A 21,129-nucleotide genomic window follows, 5' to 3' on the forward strand; every position below is an offset into this window, starting at 1 on the left:
AGTATAATATAGGTAAATTGACGGATACGTTGAAAACTTCTCTGTAAATTGGGCGCTTTGAGAAGTTGGAGTAAGTAGCGCAACCGGCCGATAAAGGGGATACTTTACATGAGCCTATTTTCGTTAATCAAATTTTTCAAAGAAAGTCAAAACGATTGGATGGAGCAAGTAGGTCAGCTGCAAGTGAAGATAGATGTGGCCGATTCGACGATTCATGACAAAATGAGAATGGTTCAATTGACAGAGCAAGATCTGCAAGTAATTAAAAGCATACAACCTCTAGTCATATCACATGTTAATGAGCTGGTTCGTGGTTTCTATGATACGATCCTTAAAGTGCAGGTATTAAGAGAAAAAATTGAGCAGCATAGTTCGGTAGATCGACTTGAAAGAACGTTAGAGAAGCATCTAATTGACTTATTTGAAGGGAATATTAATGAACAGTTTGTTGAAAATAGAGTGAAAGTCGCAAAGATTCATTACAAGATTGGTGTAGAGACTTCTTGGTATATGAGTGCCTTTCAAAACCTTCAACAAGCTATGTTTCTTGTTATTTGCCGAGAATTTGATCAAGGATCTAATAAAATTGATGAAATTAAGCAAATCACAACTGCAGTTAATAAATTATTTAGTTTAGAACAGCAAATTGTACTAGAAGCTTATGAAAATGAAACCGTCACCAAAATGAAAGAACAATTTGAAGTGGGGAAAACAGAAATCCGTACTAAAATTATGGAGATTAGTGAAGGATTAGTAGCTTTAGCCGAAGAAACTCAAGCTTCAGTAGAGATTTTAAGCTCTCACTTCAATGAAGTAAGCGGAAATTCATTAGCAAGTAATGAGCAATCGATTATTGCTGAGAAAAAGGCAAATGACGGTCAAGGACAATTAAGTGACATGCTTCATAAAATCCATTCAATTGAAGAGTATACGAATAATATGCACAAAGCTATTAATCATCTTGGACAAGCAACAAGTGAAATTACTCATGTAATTACGATTGTTAAAGATATTGCTGAACAAACAAATTTACTTGCGTTAAATTCAGCAATTGAAGCTGCCAGAGCAGGAGAGCATGGCCGTGGGTTTGCGGTGGTATCACAAGAAGTGAAAAAGCTTGCAGAACAAACGAAGAATTCAATCAGTCAAATTGATAAATTAATCGCTAATTCAGATCACTACAAACAAGAAGTGGCACAATCATTAAGCCAGGTTATTCAAGCTGTGAAGATGGGGCTTGAGGCATCGGGACAAACCGATGTGGTGTTTGGTCAAATGGTGGAGTCAATCCAACAAAGCAGCCAAACCGTTATGAAAGTGAAAAACCAAATGGACGAGCTTACTCGTGTCGTAAAAGAGATAGAGAAAGCTAGTATGAACGTAGCATTATCAGCCGAGCAGTTAAATGAAGCGGTTGCGACTGCTTGATTGTGCAGCATCTTACTTAGTGTAAGGTGCTTTTTTCAAAATCTTTGGTTAGACTGTGGAGTGAGAAAACTATGTCTTCCTAAAAAGGGGAATCCGTATGCAAAAAGAAAAGCGCAAGGCATACTGGCAAGTGTTGGCCTGGGGTCTGATTGTGGTGATTTTAGTAGGTGTATGGAGAGCGATGCAGTAATGGAACAAAAAAATAATCTTTACAGTAAAAGTGCTTTTCATCAAATCGAAATTGTTGTCAATTCGATCCTTGAAATGATAAACACACTAAAGCAAGAGGATTTACTAATTCGCCCTACACAAGGGAAGCACTCGATAGGTGAGCTTCTTAACCATATAGCATTAATCCCAAAGGCGGATTTTCTAATAAGCGAGGAAGCTGACGTAATAGAATTAACAGGCTTTTATCAAGAAAATGTCTATTATTCAATTGAAGAATTAAAATTAAGTCTTATACAAAATTATCAATCCTTAAAAGTAAGCTATGAAAGCTTTTCCGAGCAAGAGTTACTAGAGGAGAGCACTTCTTATTGGGGAGTCACGTATTCAAGATATGAGTGGCTGCTTGAAATCGCTGCCCACCTTTATCACCACCGTGGCCAGCTGCATGCGATGTTGGTGCACTGTTGTAAACAAGATCCAAATGTAGCATTGTTTGAATGAAAAAATTGATAAATAGGCTCTTTTTGGGAATAATAATGAGACGTATAGGTTTAAACATTTGGAAAAAGAGTAAATAGTAAATAGTAAATAGTAAATAGTAAGTATGGATAAAAGCAAGCCAACTAACTGGAGGCTGAATAATGAAAAAAGAAATTGAAATGAAGATGGCTGGCGAGCTTTCACGGTTAACAAACCATACATTTAAATTTGACGAGAGAATTAAAGAGGGCTGGTACTCTGCGGTATACTTCCTTAAAACAAAAGAAATCGCGAAAAGATATAAGCCTGATAAAATAGTCACGATGCAGTTCTTTCAAAAAGAAGAGGCTGTTTTATGCGGAATTGATGAGGCGATTGCTCTTTTGCACACGTTCTCAGAAGATCCTGAAGAACTTGAAATCCATGCCTTGCATGATGGTGATAAAATCAAGCCTTTTGAAACAGTTCTCACGATTAGAGGGTCCTATCATAAATTCGGCTTTTTAGAAGGAATTATTGATGGTATTTTAGCGAGACGGACAAGTGTTGCAACGAATGTATACAGGGTTGTTTCAGCCGCTAAGCATAAGCGGGTTATTTTTATGGGTGATCGTGATGACCATTTCAGCAATCAAGCAGGAGATGGCTATGCCGCGTTTATCGGAGGGATGTCTGCACAAGCTACTCATGCCATGAATGAATGGTGGGGAGAAAAGGGTCTTGGTACAATGCCCCATGCTCTTATTCAGCTGTTTAATGGGGATGTAGTAGAAGCATCTAAAGCCTATCATGAAACCTACCCTGAAGATGAATTAATTGCGTTGGTTGATTATAATAATGATGTGATTACAGACTCTTTAAAAGTAGCTAGGGAATTTGGTGCTACACTAAAAGGGGTTAGAATTGATACGTCAAGAACGATGATTGATCAATACTTTATTCGTAATCAACATATTTTAGGAAGCTTCGACCCTCGTGGTGTAAATATTCCGCTTGTTAAAGCATTAAGGGAAGCATTGAACGAGGAAGGCTTTCACCATGTACAAATTGTCGTGAGCGGGGGATTCTCAGCCGAGAGGATCCGTGAATTTGAGAAGAATGATGCTCCTGTTGACGTCTATGGTGTCGGAGGCAGTTTATTAAAGCTGTCAGTTGGTTTTACCGGGGATGATGTCTTGCTTGATGATCAACCTGAAGCAAAAGCGGGCAGAAAGTTTAATCCAAATCCACGAATGGAAAAAGTTGAAATTCCGCACTACTAATTCGCAGCATATGTATTCTTACAAAAGAGTGTATGTGCTTTTTTATGTGAGTAAAGAGTAGGACTGTAACAAACAAAAAGGTAACTCTGCCCTATTTGAAAAATATGTCATTTGTCTGCTTGTATTGAGAGGTGATATGATATATCATAATTTTCAGATAATCATTTGCTCTGGTCATCATAAGCTAGCCATCCGATGATCAATCAGTAAGTGGTAAGTAGGTGAAGGGCATGTTCGATCAAGATTCTATCTATATTGTGGGTGAAGCAAAATCACCATCTAATAATCCAATAACCGAACAATACAAAGTATTCTTCATTGGTTTTGTGGTTGACCGGCTATCTGGAAAAATCATTGATGCTGAAGCAACGTCTATATTATCGATTACAAGCTCATTTATAAGGCACTTATTTGTCGGAAAAAATATTCGAGAGACAGCTCAAATAGTGAAGGCCATTGAGGAGAAGTATTACGGCTCTTCTCAAAAAGCTGTCATTGTTGCCTTTCGTCATGCAAGTCAAAAGTTTAATCAACTACATAGCGTGTAAGCTGCTTTGTCCCTTACAGGATAAAATCCAGCTAAGTTCTGTAAAGAACTTAGCTGGATTTTTTACATTGATGTCGAAGGAGTTTTTATATGAACATTCAACAAATAGATGTAACTGAGAAGGTTGTTTCTCTTAAGGAACCCTTCATAACGGCTCTTAGGACAGTGACTGAGGTAGAGGTGATTGAAGTAAAGATTACCCTAGATTCAGGGATTACAGGGGTGGGTTCGGCTGTTCCGACCTATGCCATTACCGGCGAATCAAAAGAGAGCATTATTGCTGCAATTGAACATCCAATTACAGATGCTCTTTTACACACACCAGTTTACTCATTTCAAGAAAGGATAGGGCTCGTTCAAAAGTGTTGTATGCAGAACTACAGTGCAAAAGCAGCCGTTGACATGGCTCTGCATGATGCTTATGTGAAAAGCTTGGGGATTGATCTGCTTGAATTCTTTGGCGGAGGGTCCATTCCTTCGCAAAATGATATGACAATTAGTCTTAGCTCAAAAGAAGAAATGAATCAGCAAATGCAGCGTCATACTAGAGCGGGTTTTACTCAGATGAAAGTAAAGCTTGGAACATCAGGAAAAGAGGACATTGCGCGGATTTTGTATTTAGCAGAGAACGCAAATGAGAACATTGAGTTTCGAATTGATGCAAATCAAGCTTGGTCACCAAAAGAAGCGATCACACTCATTCACGTTCTTCAAGCAAATCAAGTTCCCGTTCAATTTATAGAACAGCCTGTAGCAGCAGATGATTTAGAAGGGTTAAAGTACGTGAGGGAGCACGTACATCTGCCTATTATGGCAGATGAAAGCTGTAGAACTCTAAAGGATGCTCATAACATTATTAAGATGGGTGCTGCTGATATGTTGAATATAAAGTTGATGAAATGTGGGGGGCTGAATGAAGCAAGAGCCATTGCAGACCTCGCGCAAACAGTAAGAATGCCTTGTATGGTCGGCAGCATGATGGAATCACATCTATCTGTTGCACCGATCGCCGCTTTGGCCAGTGCACATCCGAATATTACCATGGTGGACTTAGATGCACCACTTTGGTTAGAAGATGAGGAAGCAAAAAGCAATCTCTTCTATGAAGGCGGGGTTGTTTCTTGGCGCAAGTCAACAAAGGCAAGGCTTTCAATATAAATTCAAAACAGGAGGAGAATGTCTAATGAAAAAATGGTTGCTTATGCTGTTGATGGTAAGTATGGCTGGAATGATCCTAACACCGGCCGGCCTAGCAAAAGAGGTAGGAAAAGGAGATATTGCCTTTGTTGATGTATCTGTGTTGACGGTGTGGGCTGAGCCGAATTTGGACCGCCCGATTGATGCACCTGCTGTATCGAATCCAGTTGATCACTGGAAGTGGACTACTGACATGACCTATGAGGAAAAGCTATGGCTAGTCGGAAAGCTAGAAACACAAGCTCTATACGGAATGAAAGGTAATGTGTTAGAAGAAGCGGGTGACTGGGTTAAGATTTCAGTAGAAGGCCAGCCTACGCCTCGTGAAGAATCAGGTTATCCAGGCTGGGTTCCTAAAGTTCAGTTAACAAATAATGAACGGCTAGAGGACTTATCTAACCGTCCGTTTGCGACAGTCACTGTGCCGACTGCTTCTTTATACGAAGATCGTGCTTTATCAAAAGAATTTATGGAAGTGAGTTTCAATACAAGATTGCCGGTTATGGCCGAGCAGGGAGATAAAGTGCTTGTTGCGACACCAGCTGATGGAAACAAGTGGTTCGACCTAGCAGATATTGAAATATATGAATCAGAGCAAGATATACCCAAACCAACAGCTGATGATTTACTAGCTACTGGTGAATTGTTTTTAGATCTACCATACTTATGGGCTGGTGTATCAGGCTTTGGATTTGATTGTTCAGGATTTACACACACGATTTATAAGGCTCATGGAATAACGATCCCTCGTGATTCAAGCATACAAGCTCAGCATGGTACATTTATTGAAAGAGAAGATTTACAAAAAGGAGATCTCGTATTCTTTGCCCGTAACAATGGCACAGGCGCCGTTCACCATGTCGGAATGTATATTGGTGAAGGGAAAATGATTCACTCACCCAATACAGCCAGCACCGTAGAAATTGTGGTAATTGATGAATCGAGTTATGCATCAAGCTATCATAGCGGACGTCGTTATTTAGACAATTAACAATAGCAGGAGGCTGGTCCATTCGTGAATGGACCAGCCTTATTTGTTAAATAGAGGTACACGCGGTTTACTAGCAAGAACAAAAAAAGCGTGGAAGTGTCCACGCTTTTAACAATTATTGTTGAATAGCAGCCATTGACTGCACCAAACCATTTCCGAACTGATTTGAGCCGCCTAGAGGAAGGGCAGTATCATTTAAGAGATTACGAAGCTCAACATTTGATAAATGAGGCTTCGCTTGCCATACCTGTGCAGCGACACCAGCTACATGTGGAGAGGCCATAGATGTTCCATCAAAGGAAGCATAGGTATTATTAGGAGTTGTACTTAAAATACCGGCACCAGGAGCTGAAATCTCAACAGCTGGCCCTGTACTAGAAAACGTTGCACGTTGATTGTTTTGGTCTGTTGCAGCAACAGCGATAACAGATTCATATTTAGCAGGGTAGCCAACTGTGTCGTTATTACCGCCGCGATTGCCGCTATTCCCTGCAGCAGCGACAACAAGTAATCCTTCGGCGTAGGCAAGGTCACTGAACTCTTTTAAAATAGCAGAGCTTTGAGAACCACCTAGACTCATATTAATAATATCCATTCCATTATTAATGGACCACTCAATTCCTTCTGCAATCCCTGCATAGGAGCCGCTTCCAGCATTATTTAGTACTTTGACAGCATAAAGATCTGCTTCGCTTGCTACTCCAACGACACCAATGTCGTTATTAACGGCAGCTACGGTACCTGCAACATGTGTTCCATGTCCGTCACCATCAAAAAATGGATCGCGGTTTGCTGAATCTGTAAATACAGAGTGACCGCCTTGTACATTCGCTGTAAGATCTGGATGGCTGCGGTCAATTCCTGTATCAAGAATAGCTACTTTTACACCATTGCCAGTGTATCCAGCATTTTGTGCGTCAGTTCCTTGAACACGAGGAATACCCCACGGTACGTTTTGTGCAAGCTTCGTTATCTCTGCATTTTCCTCCACTTATTATTTAGTTGTAGGTATCTATCCAGGGTGAGTATAAAAAGATAGATAATTCTAACTATTGTAATATTAATGATAGAGTGCAAGAGTTCAGGAAGCAATCAATAATTATATAAACATACTTATACAAACACTGTCAGAAGGGATTTTCCTATTATTGGCTAATACATGTAGGAGGAGTGTATAAGGAGCAAAGAGAGGGAGTCACCTATTATGAAACAAATCGTCCATTTTAAAAAGGAAGAGGTCTTTCGGGAGCGAGCAGCTTTAGTGGTAGCTAAGCATACGGAAAGGATCAAAAACGGCCTGCAAAATGCTTGTGTGATTCATGTTGGCAGCACAGCAATTGAAGGGTCTTTAACCAAAGGAGATGTTGACCTTCAAGTTCGTATTCCAATAGAGGAGTTTGACCATGCAAAAAACTTCTTGTTAAAGCACTACACCATAAATACTGGGAGCACTCAAACGTCATTCTTTTGTGCGTTTGAAGACGAGGAAGACCTTCTGCCTTTAGGATTACAGTTAACAGCTGCAGGTTCAGAATTAGATCATTTTTGGAAAGTAAAAGCATACTTTGTCGCATATCCGTGTGAGGTCATTCAATATAATGAGTTGAAGTTAATGTTTGAAGGAAAAGATATGGAAACATACAGACATGCAAAGTCTCTTTATATGAGAAGAATTTTAACATCTAAAGAATACAGAGAATTTGAAAAGAGGTTAGGAGAGAGATAGATATAGGGGGGCCGCTTGAAGCACTCATGAATCCAGCATGGGTGCTTCGTTTTATCTCGTTTTCTGATGGAACTTAAGTAAGAACATAAGCAAAGCCATTAGGAAGACCATGGTTAAGGTTTGCATTGTGATCATTAGTTTTGCTGCATAGTAAAACTCGTTTGTAAGAGAGGTAAAAAAGAAGCTTAACGAAGATACATAAAAGAACACATGAAAAAGAGCTAAGCCAGAAGCCATAACGATTTTCTTTAAATCGTTAGATGCCAAAAAGCTCGTATGTAGAAAAGGGATCGTAACCACAACAAGGCTGGAAATAAAAAAGGAAGGGACCCATCCTGGCCCGCCAATGATTAACCGGTATATATTAAGTACAGCGTAAATAGGAATGGCAACCGGAAACCCGCCGAATAAAGAACCGATAATAAATGGTATATACCTAAGGTCAAATATAAAACCATGGCTGATATGGATAGGGAACGACATACACATCACCATGACGATACTAGATAAGAGAGCTAGTATGATGACATTTCCATCCGTTGTCTTTTTGTATTCGATGATCATTAAATAAAAAAGCATTCCAAGCAGCAAAAAGAAGACGTTACCTAACAACGTTTCAATTAAATCAAACATGAGGATCGTCCTTTCAGTTCTTTCTAAAATCTTACCATAACATCTATGGAAAAAGATACTCTAGGGCATATCACTGTATGATGTATGATAACGCTTATATTTTTTCGAGTATTTCAAGACATGACAAACGTTTCTCAACATAATTACCCCATTTGCCTAGTACACCTCGATAAAGAAAGAAAAAAATATGAAGCCGGATTAAGCTTCATATTTTTAGGGCCTTGTTTATTTATCTTTCATGAACCATAGCGGCGTCTCATCGTCTACTTCTCCGTTATAATTCACGAAGATTTCCTCGCCAGCTTTAATATCGCGGTAGGCATAATAACTGAAAATATGCTTATCAAAATTAATATCATAGGTTGCATTTGGAGTAAAAGAATGATTAAAAAGCATTCCATAGCCCAGCACAATCGCGGTATGATTTTTGCCATATTCATATACATAATCAGCTAAAACTGTTTCTTGGATTAAAATGTGCTCGATATTCGGATAAGGTACGACAGGAGCCTCGTGAAACATGGTTCCTTTTGGGATATCTTCTGTTGCAAAGACTCCTCTATTAAATTCTCCTCCACTGACAGGGGAGGTTTTGACTGTAATCATTTGCGTCACCTTCGCGTTCTTAGAAGTAGTTATATTTATCTTCCTAGCTTGACAGTTGTTCGTATGAAAAGCAACTGTAAAATGCTTACTCTATTCTAGTCATTCTCAAATCGGCTGATAAGGATTATAACACGTCTGCTAGATGAGCCACATTTCCTCAGGGTTTAGTTGATACATCCCATTTTCACGGTGCATAAAATGACACATAATAAATTCCCGTCTAATTGTTGCAAAGTCCTCGTGGTATTGTTTAATAAATTCATTTAATTCTTTTTCACTGTAGATGACTCCAACGTTTAATTTGCTAGCTAGGTATTGTAAAATGATGAGTTTTTTCTTGCGTTGGGCCGGAATAGTTTTTAATTTACCATCGTCTGTGAAGAAGTTATGAATAACTTTGTATTTCTCTTGATCTTCTACTTTAAATGGGTCCATCTCTACTTCACTCCCTACTTTAATAATCGCTGCAGCCATTATTTCAAGCTTCTTCTCATCTAAATGATAGTAAATCGTATTTTTTTCTCGGCGTTGGTAAACAAGATTTATGTCTCTTAATTTAGCGAGATGGTGAGAAATGGTGGGAGGAGTTAAGCCTAACTTCCCAGCAATGGCTTGCCCATGAAGCGGGCTGTTCTTTAATAAAGCAATGATTTGAATACGGGTTTTATCCCCTAATGTTTTATGGAAGTTAACTAAACGGTTTAATTGCATCTTCATATCTCCTTAGATCATTATCTAATTAGATTGTAATCTAATTACTAAGAAATAACAATAGTTAAATTAAGAACTTTTCGGACGGGTTAGACAATTTAGCAAAAAATAGTTATCCTAATGGAACTAAATGCGATAAAGGTGTGTGTAAATGTGGATGTGAAAGAGGAAACAATTATGAAGAGTGGCGACATTTTAAAGACAACCCATGTGTGGTATGCAAGCTATGGTTCAAATATGAATCCAGAGCGATTTTATTGTTATATTCAAGGTGGGAAGCCTGAAGGGTCAACAAAAACCGAAAAAGGATGTCGAGATCACACCCTGCCTGTTGAGGTTCGGTCGTTATCTTTACCATATGAAGCCTATTTTGCTCACTATGCAGACCGCTGGGGAGGAGCCCCTGTTTTTATCGATCCAAATAGAGGGGATAAGCACTCCTTTTTTGTTTGTTATTTAGTAACAATGGAACAATATTTAGATGTGATGGCTCAAGAAAATGGTCTCTTAGAGGTAGAGAGTGAGTTGTCACGTCTCGTTAATGACCAGACCGCTTTATTAAAAGGGTTATATGGAAAGATGATGAACGTAGGGACGATGGATGGCTTCCCTATTTTTACATTTACGAATCCGAAACGACCCGAAGTGGAATCAGAATTCCCGCCAGCCATTCTCTACTTGCGTACCATTTTAAAAGGATTGATGAGCCAATGCGGGTTATCAGAAGAAGAAGCAGCTGATTACTTACTAAGCCTTGAAGGAGTCAGTCCAGCTTATACTCGCTCAGAGTTGATAGAGCTTGCAGTCGATGCACAGGAGAAAATAAGGTGATAAAACAATCGGAACGGGGTACGTCCCTGTTTCGATTGTTTGCTATTAAGGAAACTTTTGAATGAGAATCAGCGTATACTTAGGAAGATGATAAAAAGTATTTTTTGTGTGAGAGGAGTAAGCCTATGAATGAGATCCTTACAGAGCTTGACCAGCTTAACTTAGCTGTCATTGCACCTTTTCTAGTTATTCAATTCATTTTAATGCTTGTAGCTTTATTTGATTGGTTTCGAATCGAGAAAACGAATGGCCCTAAATGGTTGTGGCTCATTATTATTGTATTCGTTAATTTAATCGGCCCAATATTGTATTTTGTAATCGGCAGGAGGCAAGATTAATGTCCTTTTTTCAGGTTGAACAGCTAACTAAAGTATATGGTGATAATAAAGTAGTTGATTCCGTTTCTTTCTCACTTGAAGAGGGGCGTTGTGTAGCATTGCTTGGTCCGAATGGTGCTGGAAAAACCACCACTTTAAAAATGCTGACTCATTTGTTGAAGCCTACTAGCGGCACTATTAGCATGTCAGGTTTTAGTTCGGATTCAGATTTACGAGAGCAGATTGGCTATCTTCCTCAATACCCTGTTTTTCATAACTGGATGAGTGGAAGAGAATTTCTAGAATACGTTGGGAAATTAGCGCATTTGCCTAAAGCTGAGGTGAAGGCGCGTACAAGCGAGCTGCTTGAAGTAATGGGTTTAAGTGATGCGGCAAACCGCAGAATTGGAAAGTACTCTGGTGGAATGAAACAGCGGTTAGGGATCGCACAAGCCATTATACACAAACCAAAGCTGCTTTTATTAGATGAGCCGGTTTCAGCCCTTGATCCTTTTGGAAGGCGTGAGGTGCTTGAGTTAATTCGTCAGCTTAAGAAAGATACAACAATCCTTTTTTCCACTCATGTACTAAATGATGCAGAAGAAGTGAGTGATGATGTCATAATCATTCATAATGGTGAAATAAAGGTGGCAGACAAATTGGGCAATCTTCAAGAAAAGCATCAGAAGCCGATTATCTCAATCCAAACAAAAGGACCAAGTAAGAACTACATTCAACATTGGGAGAAGTGGGAAGACGTACTTGAGGTTGATTATGAAGAAGACTCTGCAAAGGTCCGTCTCAATGACATTGAGAAGACGAAGAGAGCAATGCTTCGAGATATTGTTGAACAAAATATCCCCCTTACCCGCTTTGAAGTAGAAAAATCATCACTTGAGGATTTATTTGTTAAGGTGGTGAGAGGATGAGGCAATGGGTTGTTTTATTTCAAAAAGAAGTACTAGAAATGACACGTAATTATAAATTAATTTGGCTGCCAATCGTGTTTATCCTTTTAGGCATGACAGATCCTCTTACTACTTACTATATGCCTCAAATCCTTGAAATGTCAGGCGGTTTGCCTGAGGGAGCTGTGTTTGAAATGCCTACACCCGCAGCACAAGAGGTATTAATGATGGTCATTTCTCAACTAAATATGCTAGGAGTATTAATCATTGTCTTAGCTTCAATGGGAAGTATCTCCGAAGAACGAAGAAGCGGCTTGGCGGGTATGATTTTAGTGAAGCCAGTTTCATATGCGTCCTATGTGACAGCAAAGTGGGCGGCCCTTAGCATTGTTGGCCTTTCATCACTTTTTTTAGGGTATTTGGCAGGCTGGTATTATGTTGTAGTGTTATTTGAAGCTGTATCCTTTGCAGACTTTTTGCAAAGCTACCTGTTATTAGCCTTATGGTTTTTGTTTATATTTACATTAATCATTCTTTTCAACGCTGCGCTTAAGGTGCCCGGATTAGTAGCATTTGTCACTATTACAACCATTATCATTCTTTCAATAATGACTAGCACTTTTGAGAGTTGGATGGAATGGAGTCCCGCACAGCTTACAAGTCATCTAGGTTCTATTCTGGTTGATGAGACGGTTCCTCAAGGTCTATGGCTGACTGTTAGTGTGACGGTCATACTGATTATTGTATTTTTGTTAGGGTCTATTAAGATCCTTCAAAACAAAGAGTTATCGGAATAGTATCTTCATGATTATGACAAAATACACCTGTACCATTAATTTAAAAAATAAGGTGGGAATCCTATGTCACAATCAAAATCACAAGAAGAACGTCAATGGAGACAGCGTAAAGAATCACAGCATCCACATGGAAAGATTAAGTCTTTAAAAGATCTTTCTAATGAAACAAAGAAACAATAAAAGAACAGCTGCTGTGTCATCACAGCGGCTATTCTTTTTATACTCTCTTTTGTAGTCTCTTTCGTACTATTTATGGACTTACCACAAAACATCTAATACATTTCCATCAAACCAGTTGGTGTCAATATTGCAAGTTTCTGCATCGATCCCGTACTGCCACCCTCCGATTAGCCCTCCTTCAGGGAATTCTGGATTATAGGCAGGTGCGTTCGCTTCTGTCGTAATTCCTTCATTTGGTGAAGCCGTCCAAATGTACATTTCATCGTAAATACTACTATCTTGTTCAGCCGCTGCAACGTAAGCAGTATATAGTTCTTCACTTGGGCTGAAAATACCATAAATACCAGAGTTGTATTCAGATTCCATCATCGTTTCATGCCAGCCTAAAATGAATTGATCATCAATTGGATAGATCGGTTCGACATTTGCAAATAAAGCAACACCTTCAGGAATTCCAAAGTCTCGTGCGAGCTCAATGGCAGCAGATGCTTCACTTTGACCTTTGTCAAATCCAACGGGTTCATTAAATTGATTCCAAATGACAAGAATTTGAATGTCATTTGATTGGAGCAATTCAACTTCTTCCTGAGTTAATCCAAACGATACGCCATCTTTGTCCCCTAGATAACGACCCCATACTTCGGGATTACCGAAATTATCCCGTACACAGGCTAACAGTTCATCATCTGTTAAGCTTGCTGAATCCACTCCCCATACGATATCAGGCGTTTCGCTGTCCCCATTTCCATTGCTGTCTTCATTAGCATTGCCATTATTACTGCCATTCCCCCCGCTAGTGCCATTCCCATTTGAACCTTTGCCATCTTTATCTACTTGATTAGAGATGTCATTTTTAACGGTAACATCTACACTAACGGATATATTATTGAGTACATTGTTATCAATTTCATTGGTTTCTCCGTTATTTACCTGGTTATCAATGGAGTTCTCGACAATTGCATTCTCAGAATCAATGTTATTTTGGATATTATTATTAATCGCAGCATCCCCATCAAACACGACCGAACCAGGTGCAGGAGTTTTACTTTGGCTGATAATTGAGACGGTTAAAACAAACAAAATGGAAAGAGTAGCAACCATAAAAAGCATAAGATTTGTCTTCGTATTCATTAATTCACCGCCTTATTTTACTCGAACTATTGTATGAAAGGCAGGCAAATAAGGTGAAGGAATAACCTTAAATCTTACTGCTTGAAATCTAAAAATACGATAGAATAAAGGGGGAGTTATGATAATTCGGAAAATTTTGTTTCTGGAGGGTGTTTACAAATGGACCATGTGAAAGAACTGAGTAAGCTTTTAACAGAAGATCAAGTGACTACAAATCAAACGATGCGTGAGCAGCATAGCCGTGATGAGAGCTATCACATTCCATCTTTGCCTGATATGGTCATCTTTCCAAAAAGGACAGAAGATGTTCAAAAGGTCATAAACTATGCAAATACATACGAAATTCCGGTAGTGCCTTTTGGGCTAGGCTCAAGTTTAGAGGGAAATGCGATTCCTTATAAAGGAGGAATTTCTCTAGATATGTCTCTTATGAATCAAGTGCTTGAAGTAAGACCAAACGATTTTTTAATTAAAGTGCAGCCAGGGATCACTCGACTCCAGTTAAATAAAGAGCTGAAGAAGTACGGATTATTTTTTACAGTAGATCCCGGTGCTGACGCAACGCTTGGTGGAATGGCTGCTACAAATGCAAGCGGGACTACATCTGTAAGATACGGGATTATGCGAGATCAGGTACGTGATTTGGAAGTTGTGTTAGCGAGTGGTGAAGTTATTCATACGGGAGGTCTCTCAGCCAAGTCGTCCTCAGGATTACATTTAAATGGATTAATGGTGGGGTCTGAAGGGACACTTGGTGTTATTACGGAGTTAACATTAAAAGTACATGGCATACCAGAATGCATCATGGCAGCGAGAGCAACTTTTCCTGATCCAGGGCGCGCTGTGGAGGCAGTGACAAGTATATTAGCTGCTAATATTCCGGTTGCCCGGATGGAATTTGTGGACGAGCATTCCATTCGGCAAGTGAATATTGCCAACGAACGAAACTACGAACTGAAGCCGACACTATTTTTAGAGTTTCATGGTAATGAAGCGGGTCTCAAGCAAGATGTAGAGTTTATGAAAGAAATAGTTAGTGACTTAGGTTGTATGGATATTCATTTTGAAATGGATACAAAATCACGCGCTGAACTTTGGGAAGCACGACACAATCTAGCTTACTCATTTATCCACGGGCATCCAGGCAAGAAGCTGATGGTGACAGATGTCAGTCTTCCTATAACTGAGCTTGCTGGCGCCATTCTTCATGCGAGAGAATCCATTGAAAATACAGGACTTGTGGGTGCAGTCGTGGGCCATGTAGGAGATGGTAATTATCATGCGCTTGTTATGGTCGATTTAGCAGATCAGGCAGAAGTGGAAAAAGCGAAGGAGCTAAATGAACTCATCGTTCTTTATGCATTAGAACGTGGAGGTACTTGTACTGGTGAACACGGTGTCGGCGTTGGAAAAGTGAAGTATCAGCAAAAAGAGCATGGTGCCGCCTATGAAGTGATGAAATCAATAAAGCACACTCTGGATCCTAAAGGAATTATGAATCCGGGAAAAATTTTCTAAAGGGAACTAGCTAGATGCTGCCTCATAAATGAAATGAGGCAGCTTTTTGTGTTAAATCCTATTGACGCAATTCTCCTCTTAAAAATGATAATTCCTATGAGTATTGAAGCATACCGTAGTTGAATTAGAACAATAATCGTAAAGGGACGCAATTCAACTTTCAAAAGATACATTTATCTAATCAATCCGAGCAATCACCTTACGAATGGACGCATAATTGACCCGAAAAAATATAATTCCAGTTTCTCAACCCACATGGCCATTAAAAAAATGAAAAAAAGTGAATTAATTAGAATGATGTCGATATAAAGAGAAAGAAGCAGAATGATAAGGGAAAACCGTCTGAAATAACTTATCTGAATATTTACAAAAATTAAATAATTAGTTATAGTAAGGACAAGCAACACCAAGCAACATCTAAGCAACACCCCAACACAACTTCTTATGAAAGGGGATAGGATATGTAAGATAAGGCAGGAGCATGGCTACACCAATTTGGAACTCTTTGAAGGGACTGATTCCAATGACGTAGCGAAAGCGAAATGTATCGATGATATGAGATACATGGGGACCTTAGAAGAAATAAATACATGGTAATGGTATTAGAAAGGAATTAACAAGTAATGTTAGAAGAATCGATAGTGTAGCGGTCTTTTATCCGGTTGAGTAATGGGATAAAGGGCCGCTTTGTGTTTGTATATACCTTGTTAATTGTTTTAGGTTCTAATTCTTTTGCAGTAATGCCCTTTCAAGTTCTTAGCGTTGTGTTTCATAAGAATATATCTTCCATTCTACTTCCATCCCTTGTACAATGAAGGCGGAATCCAAATCTTTATGTTTACGTACTAGAAAGGAAGATTAGATGTCTGAACGTTTAATTCGATTACTTCGGATTATCATCCTTATTCAATCAAGTCCGGGGATTACGGCAAAAGAATTAGCGGAGCGTTGTGAAACGACTGCTCGTACGATTTATCGGGATCTGGAGCTCTTAAGCGCAGCGAATGTTCCAATTACCAATGAAGGGTACGGAAAAGGGTATGAATACCTCGGGAACTTCTCAGTATATCCTCTAGACTGGACAGAGAAAGAAGCAATGGCCTTTGGTATGCTTCCAAAGGTGATTGATCAAATGACTCATCTATTTCCGCCTGATTTCTATTCGGCTTATGAGAAAGCAATGGCTACTCACCAAAAAGAAAAGAAAGAGTTGCAAGACGTTCTTCAAAAGATGGTTTCTATTATTCAAATGGGAACTCCTGCCTTTCAAGAAGAACAAAATAACTATTTATCTCCCGTTATTGACTCTATTCTGCACTCGAAAACGATCGAAGTTGTCTACCATACACAAAGCCGGGATGTAACGACGTCAAGAGAACTTGATCCCTATTATTTAATCCCCAGAGATCACCGTTTTTACTTAATCGCATACTGTCATAAAAAGAAAAGAGTTCTTACTTTTCGAATGAGTCGTTTTCTTGAAGTGACGCAGACTAATAAAACCTTTGATAAAAAAGAGTTTAATCTAAAGCAATATTTTAAAAATACATGGTCAATTATTCAGGGGCAAGACAACATTCGGTTTAAAGTGCTGTTTAGTAAAGAGGTTGCACGTTATATTAAAGAAGAAGAGTTATTCGTCAATCCGAAACTGACAGAAAATAAAGATGGAAGCTTATTATTTGAAGTGACATTAAATCATGATCGGGAGTTTTTGCAATGGTTAATGCAGTACGGGGTGGATGCTGAGATCTTAGAACCTGTGCATTACCGCGATAAGATGCAGGAAATGTTAGAGGGCTGGCTGGAAAAATATAAACGATAAGAGCAGGGCAGCAACGAGGGTTGCTGCCTGCTTTATGGTGAAAAAATGTTCATACATACCTTTGTTTAAAATCTTTGTTCACTTTTTTAGTTAAAGCGCGTCTTTACTATGAACAGCTGATAAGAGCTTCTTAGATGGGAGGGCGGGAATGAATGATGCACAAGTAGGGGAGCTGCTACAAGAACCGCTAAACATGATTCGGTCATATCTGCTCAAAATGGGTGCGGTAAAAGAAGATGCAGAAGATATTATTCAAGAAACAGCTTATCAATTTCTTCTGTATATGGACTCAGTAAAGATTGAAAATGTGGAAGGATGGCTTTTTCGAGTAGCGGTTAATCGTTATTATGATCTATCGAGAAAGCAGACAAGACGACGAAAAATACTTCTTACCTTTAACGTCGAAAAACTAATAGAAGAAGCAACACCGGAATCAACCTTTTTGAGGCGTGAAGAAGGGACTGTTGTAAGAGCAGTGCTCGGGAAGTTGAAAGAAAAATACAGTGAACTCCTTTTATTGAAATACAGCACGGGACTGTCTATCCAAGAGATAGGTGTGGTTATGAGTATGAAAGAGGGGAGTGTGAAAACGAGTTTATACCGGGCGAGACAACAATTTATTAAGGAATACAGGAGGTTAGAAGATGACCGATAAAAAGCTTTTTTCGAGTGGAAGTGAAGGTCTTGGCCAGCTTGTTAAAAAGGCGAGACGAAAATCAATGATTAAAACAATGATTATATCTATCATCGCTAGTATAGTTGTTTTATTTTCGTTGTACTGGGTAGGAAGCCATGTCCTACAGAGGGCAATCGACCAATCTGGCGATAATGCGTTATGGAGCATGGTTAGTGAGGCAAATGTAGAAGGGACAGGGGCCTCCTATACGTTTTCCTTATTTAGTGCGATTGAGACAAGGGATAGGGAGAAATATATCGATGGAGTTTCCTTAAACTGGGGAGCAGAAGAAACTGAATACACCATGTTTGGAACAAAAAAGCCTCTCTCATCTGTGACATCGACCAGCATTACTCACCAAGAAGGGGAAAGGCCTATTTCATATTTTCAAGGAGAGAGAGTGATCGAGTTCTTTCACCCAGAAGTCAACTATAAAGAGGTATACGATGATCGGCCCCTGCTTGAAAATATCCCGGAATATATGGTAGCAGAAATGGCTTTTTCGTTTGATCAAGCATACCCTTTAGAAGAAGTGATCGATGTCTTTGGTGATCAATTAGAATGGTATTGGATAGATACGTATACAGACGAGGAAATTACCGATTTTAATGAAATGAATAGTGTACGCGAGGATGAGGGAGTGGTATTTGATCATCTTCACACGCTGATGGGCAGCTGGGTACGTGGTTATCCTTATGCAGGTTTATCGGCAGAAGATTCTGCTCAGTCCTTCATCCATACGATCGAATACCTTCAAGAAGAAACAAATGAATTCGAATATGAAATCAATCAGATGATCAATGCCATTACCAATGAAGGGGAAAAAGAATTTGTACCTGAAAATATTGAGATCATTGGTGTTGTAGTCACTGGCAGAGCAGATGAATTAAGTCAGTTTAATGAGGTGGATTTCATTCGGGGAGCGACGCTTGGTGCAACCGCAAAGAAATTCGATTAAAGAAGGCGAATGCCTTCTTTTTTTATGATCTCCTCCTAATGGCTCATCATAAATAGTTACAAGGCTAAATACAATGAGTAGCAAGACAAACAAAAGGGGGGATAGGTATGCTTACACGAGTGGCTGATCGTTTTTCTCGTGGGATTCAGAGATATTTACCTGATGCTTTTGTTATTGCTGTTCTTATGACGATTATTGTTATAGCCGTGGCGATTTTCTTTAATCCTAGTGAGCCTGTTCAAGTGGTTGCAGCATGGGGAGATGGGTTTTGGACTTATTTAGCTTTTACGATGCAAATGGTGCTTTTATTGTTAACGGGGATGGTGTTAGCGTCTGTTCCATTTATTAAAAAGGGATTAAGCGCGATAGCTCAATTCGCAAACACTCCAACTAAAGCGTATTTAGTTACTTTCCTTGTTGCAGCAGCGGCTTATTATATTAATTGGGGTTTAGCTGTGGTTGTAGGTGCAATTATTGCCAGAGAAATTGGAAAAAGGAATAAACGAGCACATTTTCCGCTGCTCATTGCGGCAGCGTATGCTCCAACAGTGCTCTATACAGCTGGTTTTTCAAGTTCAATTGGATTAACAATTGCTACAGAAGGACATTTTTTAGAAGAAACGATGGGTGTGATCCCTACATCAGCTACTATTTTTCATCCTTCAACCATCATTATTTTCTTAGTGCTAGCCATTTCAATCCCTCTTTTCATTATTCTGATGGCTCCTAAAAGAGATATAAGCTCTTATGAACCACCATCGGAATCAAACCAAATGACTTTTGACGTTCCTAAAAAAGAGTCACTTACTCCTGCACAAAAGTTAGAGTATACACCTGTATTAGGAATGCTTATCGGGGCAATAGGGGTTGTATATACAGTGGGGGTCTTTCTATCAGGACGTGACCTTGATTTGAATCTTATCAATTTATTTTTCCTATCAATGGGCCTTTTTTTTCATCGTTCTCTCGGCCAATTTGCACAGGCATTCAAGCAGTCAGTAGGATCAATTTCACCCATCGTCCTTCAATTTCCTTTCTATGCTGGGATTATTGCTGTACTTGGAGGCTCGGGTTTAGGAGATGCGATTATTAATGGGATGACTTCTGTTGCCACAGCAGAGACATTTAATGTGTTCACTTACTGGGCTGCAGGATTTATTAATATTCTAGCTCCTTCAGGGGGAGGCCAATGGGCACTGCAAGGACCGCTTCAAATTCCTGCTGCTATTGAGCTTGGTGTAGATCCAGCTATGACAGCGATGGCTGTTGGATGGGGAGATCATGGACAAATCTCATTCAGCCATTCTGGGCGCTGCCTATTTTAAGTGTCGTTGGGCTTCATATTAGGCATATTATGGGCTATTGTATTTTATTAAGTGTGTGGGTAGGAATTATTACAAGTGTATTGATTTACTTCTTGTATTAAAGAGCAGAAGTGGGACCAAGTTTGGTCTCGCTTCTTTTTTTATAGGAAATAAATTTTACTTTTTTTGATGAAACATTTGTTCGCTGACATAATTGTGTCATTTCTCCTTGGTATTCTCTAGGTATAACAAATTAATTTAAACAAACCAATTGGAGGGATTACACATGAAAAAAACAGCGTTTATTGTGTCAGCCGTAACTGCGGCAATGTTAATCACAGGATGCGTTGAGGAAGCTGCCATTGAAAAAGTAGAAGAGTCAACTGAGGTATCAGCGGAGGCAGCATCTGATGGAGGATCAGTAGGGGAAGATATTGATATTGAGGAAGAGCCTGCTGAAGCGAGTGAGGTTGGAACGAGAAGCGCACCATTACAAATCGGTGAACGTGTAACATTAGATTATAATGATTTATTTTACGGGAATGTCAGTCTTGAGATTGAATTATTAGAAGTAATTAGCGGAGATGAAGCAGCGGAGCTTGTCATTAAAGGAAATCCTTTTAATGATGAGCCCGGTGAAAATCAAGAATATGTGCTTGCAAAATTTAATGTTGAAGCCAATCAAGTAGAAGAAGAACCATTTGATCTAAATCATGCACAGTTTGACGCTGTTAGTGAATCGGGAAACACGTATGATGAATTTATTTCTGTAGCAGGACTCGAACCGGATCTCGGAAATGAGCTGTATACAGGCGCAGAGCGCACTGGGTATACGTATTTCTTAGTCGATAAAGATGATCAGAATCCCCTTGCTGCGTTTAAGAGACGTACAGAGGCTGAACTGTGGTTTGAATTAAAGTCTGAGTAAACAA

22 protein-coding genes, 1 pseudogene and 1 riboswitch are annotated in these 21,129 nt (G+C 39.3%); of the genes and pseudogenes, 18 read left to right on the forward strand and 5 right to left on the reverse strand.

The genetic code is table 11. From position 1 onward, the window contains the following. The first annotated feature begins 13 nt into the window (after positions 1-13). A riboswitch (cyclic di-GMP riboswitch) is annotated at positions 14-98 on the forward strand. 10 nt (positions 99-108) lie between these two features. The 6 genes from A33I_RS00720 to A33I_RS00745 all read left to right on the forward strand — a co-directional run bounded on the left by A33I_RS00720 (position 109) and on the right by A33I_RS00745 (position 6,076). Then, entirely contained in the window at positions 109-1,428 is a 1,320-nt protein-coding gene (locus A33I_RS00720) for a globin-coupled sensor protein (protein WP_022626559.1), read from the forward strand. A 189-nt stretch (positions 1,429-1,617) separates the two neighbouring features. Then, the gene (locus A33I_RS00725) at positions 1,618-2,100 is read left to right on the forward strand and encodes a DinB family protein (protein ID WP_022626560.1); all 483 of its coding nucleotides are present in this window, start codon (positions 1,618-1,620) and stop codon (positions 2,098-2,100) included. A 140-nt stretch (positions 2,101-2,240) separates the two neighbouring features. Beyond that, a complete protein-coding gene (locus tag A33I_RS00730) occupies positions 2,241-3,341 on the forward strand; it encodes a nicotinate phosphoribosyltransferase (protein ID WP_022626561.1) in 1,101 nt (366 codons plus the stop codon). A 230-nt stretch (positions 3,342-3,571) separates the two neighbouring features. Further along, on the forward strand, positions 3,572-3,889 hold the full coding sequence (locus A33I_RS00735; protein WP_022626562.1) for a DUF3870 domain-containing protein: 318 nt from the start codon (positions 3,572-3,574) through the stop codon (positions 3,887-3,889). Between the two features lie 89 nt (positions 3,890-3,978). Continuing rightward, a complete protein-coding gene (locus A33I_RS00740) occupies positions 3,979-5,046 on the forward strand; it encodes a dipeptide epimerase (protein ID WP_022626563.1) in 1,068 nt (355 codons plus the stop codon). A 25-nt stretch (positions 5,047-5,071) separates the two neighbouring features. Next, on the forward strand, positions 5,072-6,076 hold the full coding sequence (locus A33I_RS00745) for a C40 family peptidase (protein WP_022626564.1): 1,005 nt from the start codon (positions 5,072-5,074) through the stop codon (positions 6,074-6,076). Between the two features lie 115 nt (positions 6,077-6,191). On the opposite strand, the gene A33I_RS00750 is transcribed toward A33I_RS00745, so the two are convergent. Continuing rightward, positions 6,192-7,067, reverse strand: coding sequence for a S8 family peptidase (locus A33I_RS00750; RefSeq protein WP_022626565.1), 876 nt, complete (start codon positions 7,065-7,067; stop codon positions 6,192-6,194). A gap of 213 nt (positions 7,068-7,280) precedes the next feature. Between A33I_RS00750 and A33I_RS00755 the strand changes: the two genes are divergently transcribed. After that, entirely contained in the window at positions 7,281-7,802 is a 522-nt protein-coding gene (locus tag A33I_RS00755; RefSeq protein WP_022626566.1) for a GrpB family protein, read from the forward strand. 51 nt (positions 7,803-7,853) lie between these two features. Here the strand turns inward: A33I_RS00755 and A33I_RS00760 are convergent, their stop codons facing one another. The 3 genes from A33I_RS00760 to A33I_RS00770 form a co-directional block, all read right to left on the reverse strand. Further along, complete coding sequence (locus tag A33I_RS00760; RefSeq protein WP_022626567.1) at positions 7,854-8,435, reverse strand: LytS/YhcK type 5TM receptor domain-containing protein; 582 nt, start codon at positions 8,433-8,435, stop codon at positions 7,854-7,856. A gap of 225 nt (positions 8,436-8,660) precedes the next feature. Beyond that, on the reverse strand, positions 8,661-9,041 hold the full coding sequence (locus A33I_RS00765; RefSeq protein ID WP_022626568.1) for an SET domain-containing protein: 381 nt from the start codon (positions 9,039-9,041) through the stop codon (positions 8,661-8,663). Between the two features lie 138 nt (positions 9,042-9,179). Continuing rightward, on the reverse strand, positions 9,180-9,752 hold the full coding sequence (locus A33I_RS00770) for a DUF2087 domain-containing protein (RefSeq protein WP_022626569.1): 573 nt from the start codon (positions 9,750-9,752) through the stop codon (positions 9,180-9,182). A gap of 153 nt (positions 9,753-9,905) precedes the next feature. Here A33I_RS00770 and A33I_RS00775 point away from each other — a divergent pair, with 153 nt between their 5' ends. The 5 genes from A33I_RS00775 to A33I_RS21220 all read left to right on the forward strand — a co-directional run bounded on the left by A33I_RS00775 (position 9,906) and on the right by A33I_RS21220 (position 12,785). Then, positions 9,906-10,583: a hypothetical protein gene (locus A33I_RS00775; RefSeq protein ID WP_022626570.1), complete on the forward strand. Its 678-nt coding sequence runs from the start codon at positions 9,906-9,908 to the stop codon at positions 10,581-10,583. A gap of 125 nt (positions 10,584-10,708) precedes the next feature. After that, complete coding sequence (locus A33I_RS00780) at positions 10,709-10,921, forward strand: PLD nuclease N-terminal domain-containing protein (RefSeq protein ID WP_012957840.1); 213 nt, start codon at positions 10,709-10,711, stop codon at positions 10,919-10,921. Beyond that, entirely contained in the window at positions 10,921-11,829 is a 909-nt protein-coding gene (locus A33I_RS00785; protein ID WP_022626571.1) for an ABC transporter ATP-binding protein, read from the forward strand. Before A33I_RS00780 ends, A33I_RS00785 begins: the two co-directional genes overlap by 1 nt. After that, the gene (locus A33I_RS00790; RefSeq protein WP_022626572.1) at positions 11,826-12,605 is read left to right on the forward strand and encodes an ABC transporter permease; all 780 of its coding nucleotides are present in this window, start codon (positions 11,826-11,828) and stop codon (positions 12,603-12,605) included. The genes A33I_RS00785 and A33I_RS00790 overlap by 4 nt, the downstream gene beginning before the upstream one ends. A gap of 63 nt (positions 12,606-12,668) precedes the next feature. Beyond that, positions 12,669-12,785 (forward strand): DUF6254 family protein, encoded by a 117-nt coding sequence (locus A33I_RS21220; protein ID WP_012957843.1) that lies wholly within the window; start codon positions 12,669-12,671, stop codon positions 12,783-12,785. A gap of 78 nt (positions 12,786-12,863) precedes the next feature. On the opposite strand, the gene A33I_RS00795 is transcribed toward A33I_RS21220, so the two are convergent. Further along, positions 12,864-13,916: a glycoside hydrolase domain-containing protein gene (locus A33I_RS00795; RefSeq protein ID WP_022626573.1), complete on the reverse strand. Its 1,053-nt coding sequence runs from the start codon at positions 13,914-13,916 to the stop codon at positions 12,864-12,866. A gap of 159 nt (positions 13,917-14,075) precedes the next feature. Here A33I_RS00795 and A33I_RS00800 point away from each other — a divergent pair, with 159 nt between their 5' ends. The 6 genes and pseudogenes from A33I_RS00800 to A33I_RS00825 all read left to right on the forward strand — a co-directional run bounded on the left by A33I_RS00800 (position 14,076) and on the right by A33I_RS00825 (position 21,125). After that, entirely contained in the window at positions 14,076-15,434 is a 1,359-nt protein-coding gene (locus tag A33I_RS00800) for an FAD-binding oxidoreductase (protein WP_022626574.1), read from the forward strand. Between the two features lie 862 nt (positions 15,435-16,296). Then, positions 16,297-17,259: a helix-turn-helix transcriptional regulator gene (locus tag A33I_RS00805; protein WP_022626575.1), complete on the forward strand. Its 963-nt coding sequence runs from the start codon at positions 16,297-16,299 to the stop codon at positions 17,257-17,259. A 148-nt stretch (positions 17,260-17,407) separates the two neighbouring features. Beyond that, positions 17,408-17,914 carry an RNA polymerase sigma factor gene (locus A33I_RS00810; RefSeq protein ID WP_022626576.1) on the forward strand — a complete coding sequence of 169 codons (507 nt, stop codon included), beginning with the start codon at positions 17,408-17,410 and terminating at the stop codon, positions 17,912-17,914. Continuing rightward, positions 17,904-18,893, forward strand: coding sequence for an anti sigma factor C-terminal domain-containing protein (locus A33I_RS00815; protein WP_022626577.1), 990 nt, complete (start codon positions 17,904-17,906; stop codon positions 18,891-18,893). Before A33I_RS00810 ends, A33I_RS00815 begins: the two co-directional genes overlap by 11 nt. Before the next feature lie 107 nt (positions 18,894-19,000). Further along, a pseudogene (locus A33I_RS00820) lies at positions 19,001-20,319 on the forward strand (short-chain fatty acid transporter). Between the two features lie 164 nt (positions 20,320-20,483). Further along, positions 20,484-21,125, forward strand: a complete 642-nt coding sequence (locus A33I_RS00825; RefSeq protein ID WP_022626578.1) for a hypothetical protein — start codon at positions 20,484-20,486, stop codon at positions 21,123-21,125. Positions 21,126-21,129: the final 4 nt, after the last annotated feature.

The sequence above is a fragment of the Alkalihalophilus marmarensis DSM 21297 genome (assembly GCF_000474275.2).
Taxonomy (GTDB): domain Bacteria; phylum Bacillota; class Bacilli; order Bacillales; family Bacillaceae_D; genus Alkalihalophilus; species Alkalihalophilus marmarensis.

Excerpts from the sequence above, each read along its gene's own strand:
- A33I_RS00720 (WP_022626559.1), top strand. The coding sequence starts at position 109 with ATGAGCCTATTTTCGTTAATCAAATTTTTCAAAGAAAGTCAAAACGAT.
- A33I_RS00725 (WP_022626560.1), top strand. The coding sequence starts at position 1,618 with ATGGAACAAAAAAATAATCTTTACAGTAAAAGTGCTTTTCATCAAATC.
- A33I_RS00730 (WP_022626561.1), top strand. The coding sequence starts at position 2,241 with ATGAAAAAAGAAATTGAAATGAAGATGGCTGGCGAGCTTTCACGGTTA.
- A33I_RS00735 (WP_022626562.1), top strand. The coding sequence starts at position 3,572 with ATGTTCGATCAAGATTCTATCTATATTGTGGGTGAAGCAAAATCACCA.
- A33I_RS00740 (WP_022626563.1), top strand. The coding sequence starts at position 3,979 with ATGAACATTCAACAAATAGATGTAACTGAGAAGGTTGTTTCTCTTAAG.
- A33I_RS00745 (WP_022626564.1), top strand. The coding sequence starts at position 5,072 with ATGAAAAAATGGTTGCTTATGCTGTTGATGGTAAGTATGGCTGGAATG.
- A33I_RS00755 (WP_022626566.1), top strand. The coding sequence starts at position 7,281 with ATGAAACAAATCGTCCATTTTAAAAAGGAAGAGGTCTTTCGGGAGCGA.
- A33I_RS00760 (WP_022626567.1), bottom strand. The coding sequence starts at position 8,435 with ATGTTTGATTTAATTGAAACGTTGTTAGGTAACGTCTTCTTTTTGCTG.
- A33I_RS00765 (WP_022626568.1), bottom strand. The coding sequence starts at position 9,041 with ATGATTACAGTCAAAACCTCCCCTGTCAGTGGAGGAGAATTTAATAGA.
- A33I_RS00770 (WP_022626569.1), bottom strand. The coding sequence starts at position 9,752 with ATGCAATTAAACCGTTTAGTTAACTTCCATAAAACATTAGGGGATAAA.
- A33I_RS00780 (WP_012957840.1), top strand. The coding sequence starts at position 10,709 with ATGAATGAGATCCTTACAGAGCTTGACCAGCTTAACTTAGCTGTCATT.
- A33I_RS00785 (WP_022626571.1), top strand. The coding sequence starts at position 10,921 with ATGTCCTTTTTTCAGGTTGAACAGCTAACTAAAGTATATGGTGATAAT.
- A33I_RS00790 (WP_022626572.1), top strand. The coding sequence starts at position 11,826 with ATGAGGCAATGGGTTGTTTTATTTCAAAAAGAAGTACTAGAAATGACA.
- A33I_RS21220 (WP_012957843.1), top strand. The coding sequence starts at position 12,669 with ATGTCACAATCAAAATCACAAGAAGAACGTCAATGGAGACAGCGTAAA.
- A33I_RS00795 (WP_022626573.1), bottom strand. The coding sequence starts at position 13,916 with ATGAATACGAAGACAAATCTTATGCTTTTTATGGTTGCTACTCTTTCC.
- A33I_RS00800 (WP_022626574.1), top strand. The coding sequence starts at position 14,076 with ATGGACCATGTGAAAGAACTGAGTAAGCTTTTAACAGAAGATCAAGTG.
- A33I_RS00805 (WP_022626575.1), top strand. The coding sequence starts at position 16,297 with ATGTCTGAACGTTTAATTCGATTACTTCGGATTATCATCCTTATTCAA.
- A33I_RS00810 (WP_022626576.1), top strand. The coding sequence starts at position 17,408 with ATGAATGATGCACAAGTAGGGGAGCTGCTACAAGAACCGCTAAACATG.
- A33I_RS00815 (WP_022626577.1), top strand. The coding sequence starts at position 17,904 with ATGACCGATAAAAAGCTTTTTTCGAGTGGAAGTGAAGGTCTTGGCCAG.
- A33I_RS00825 (WP_022626578.1), top strand. The coding sequence starts at position 20,484 with ATGAAAAAAACAGCGTTTATTGTGTCAGCCGTAACTGCGGCAATGTTA.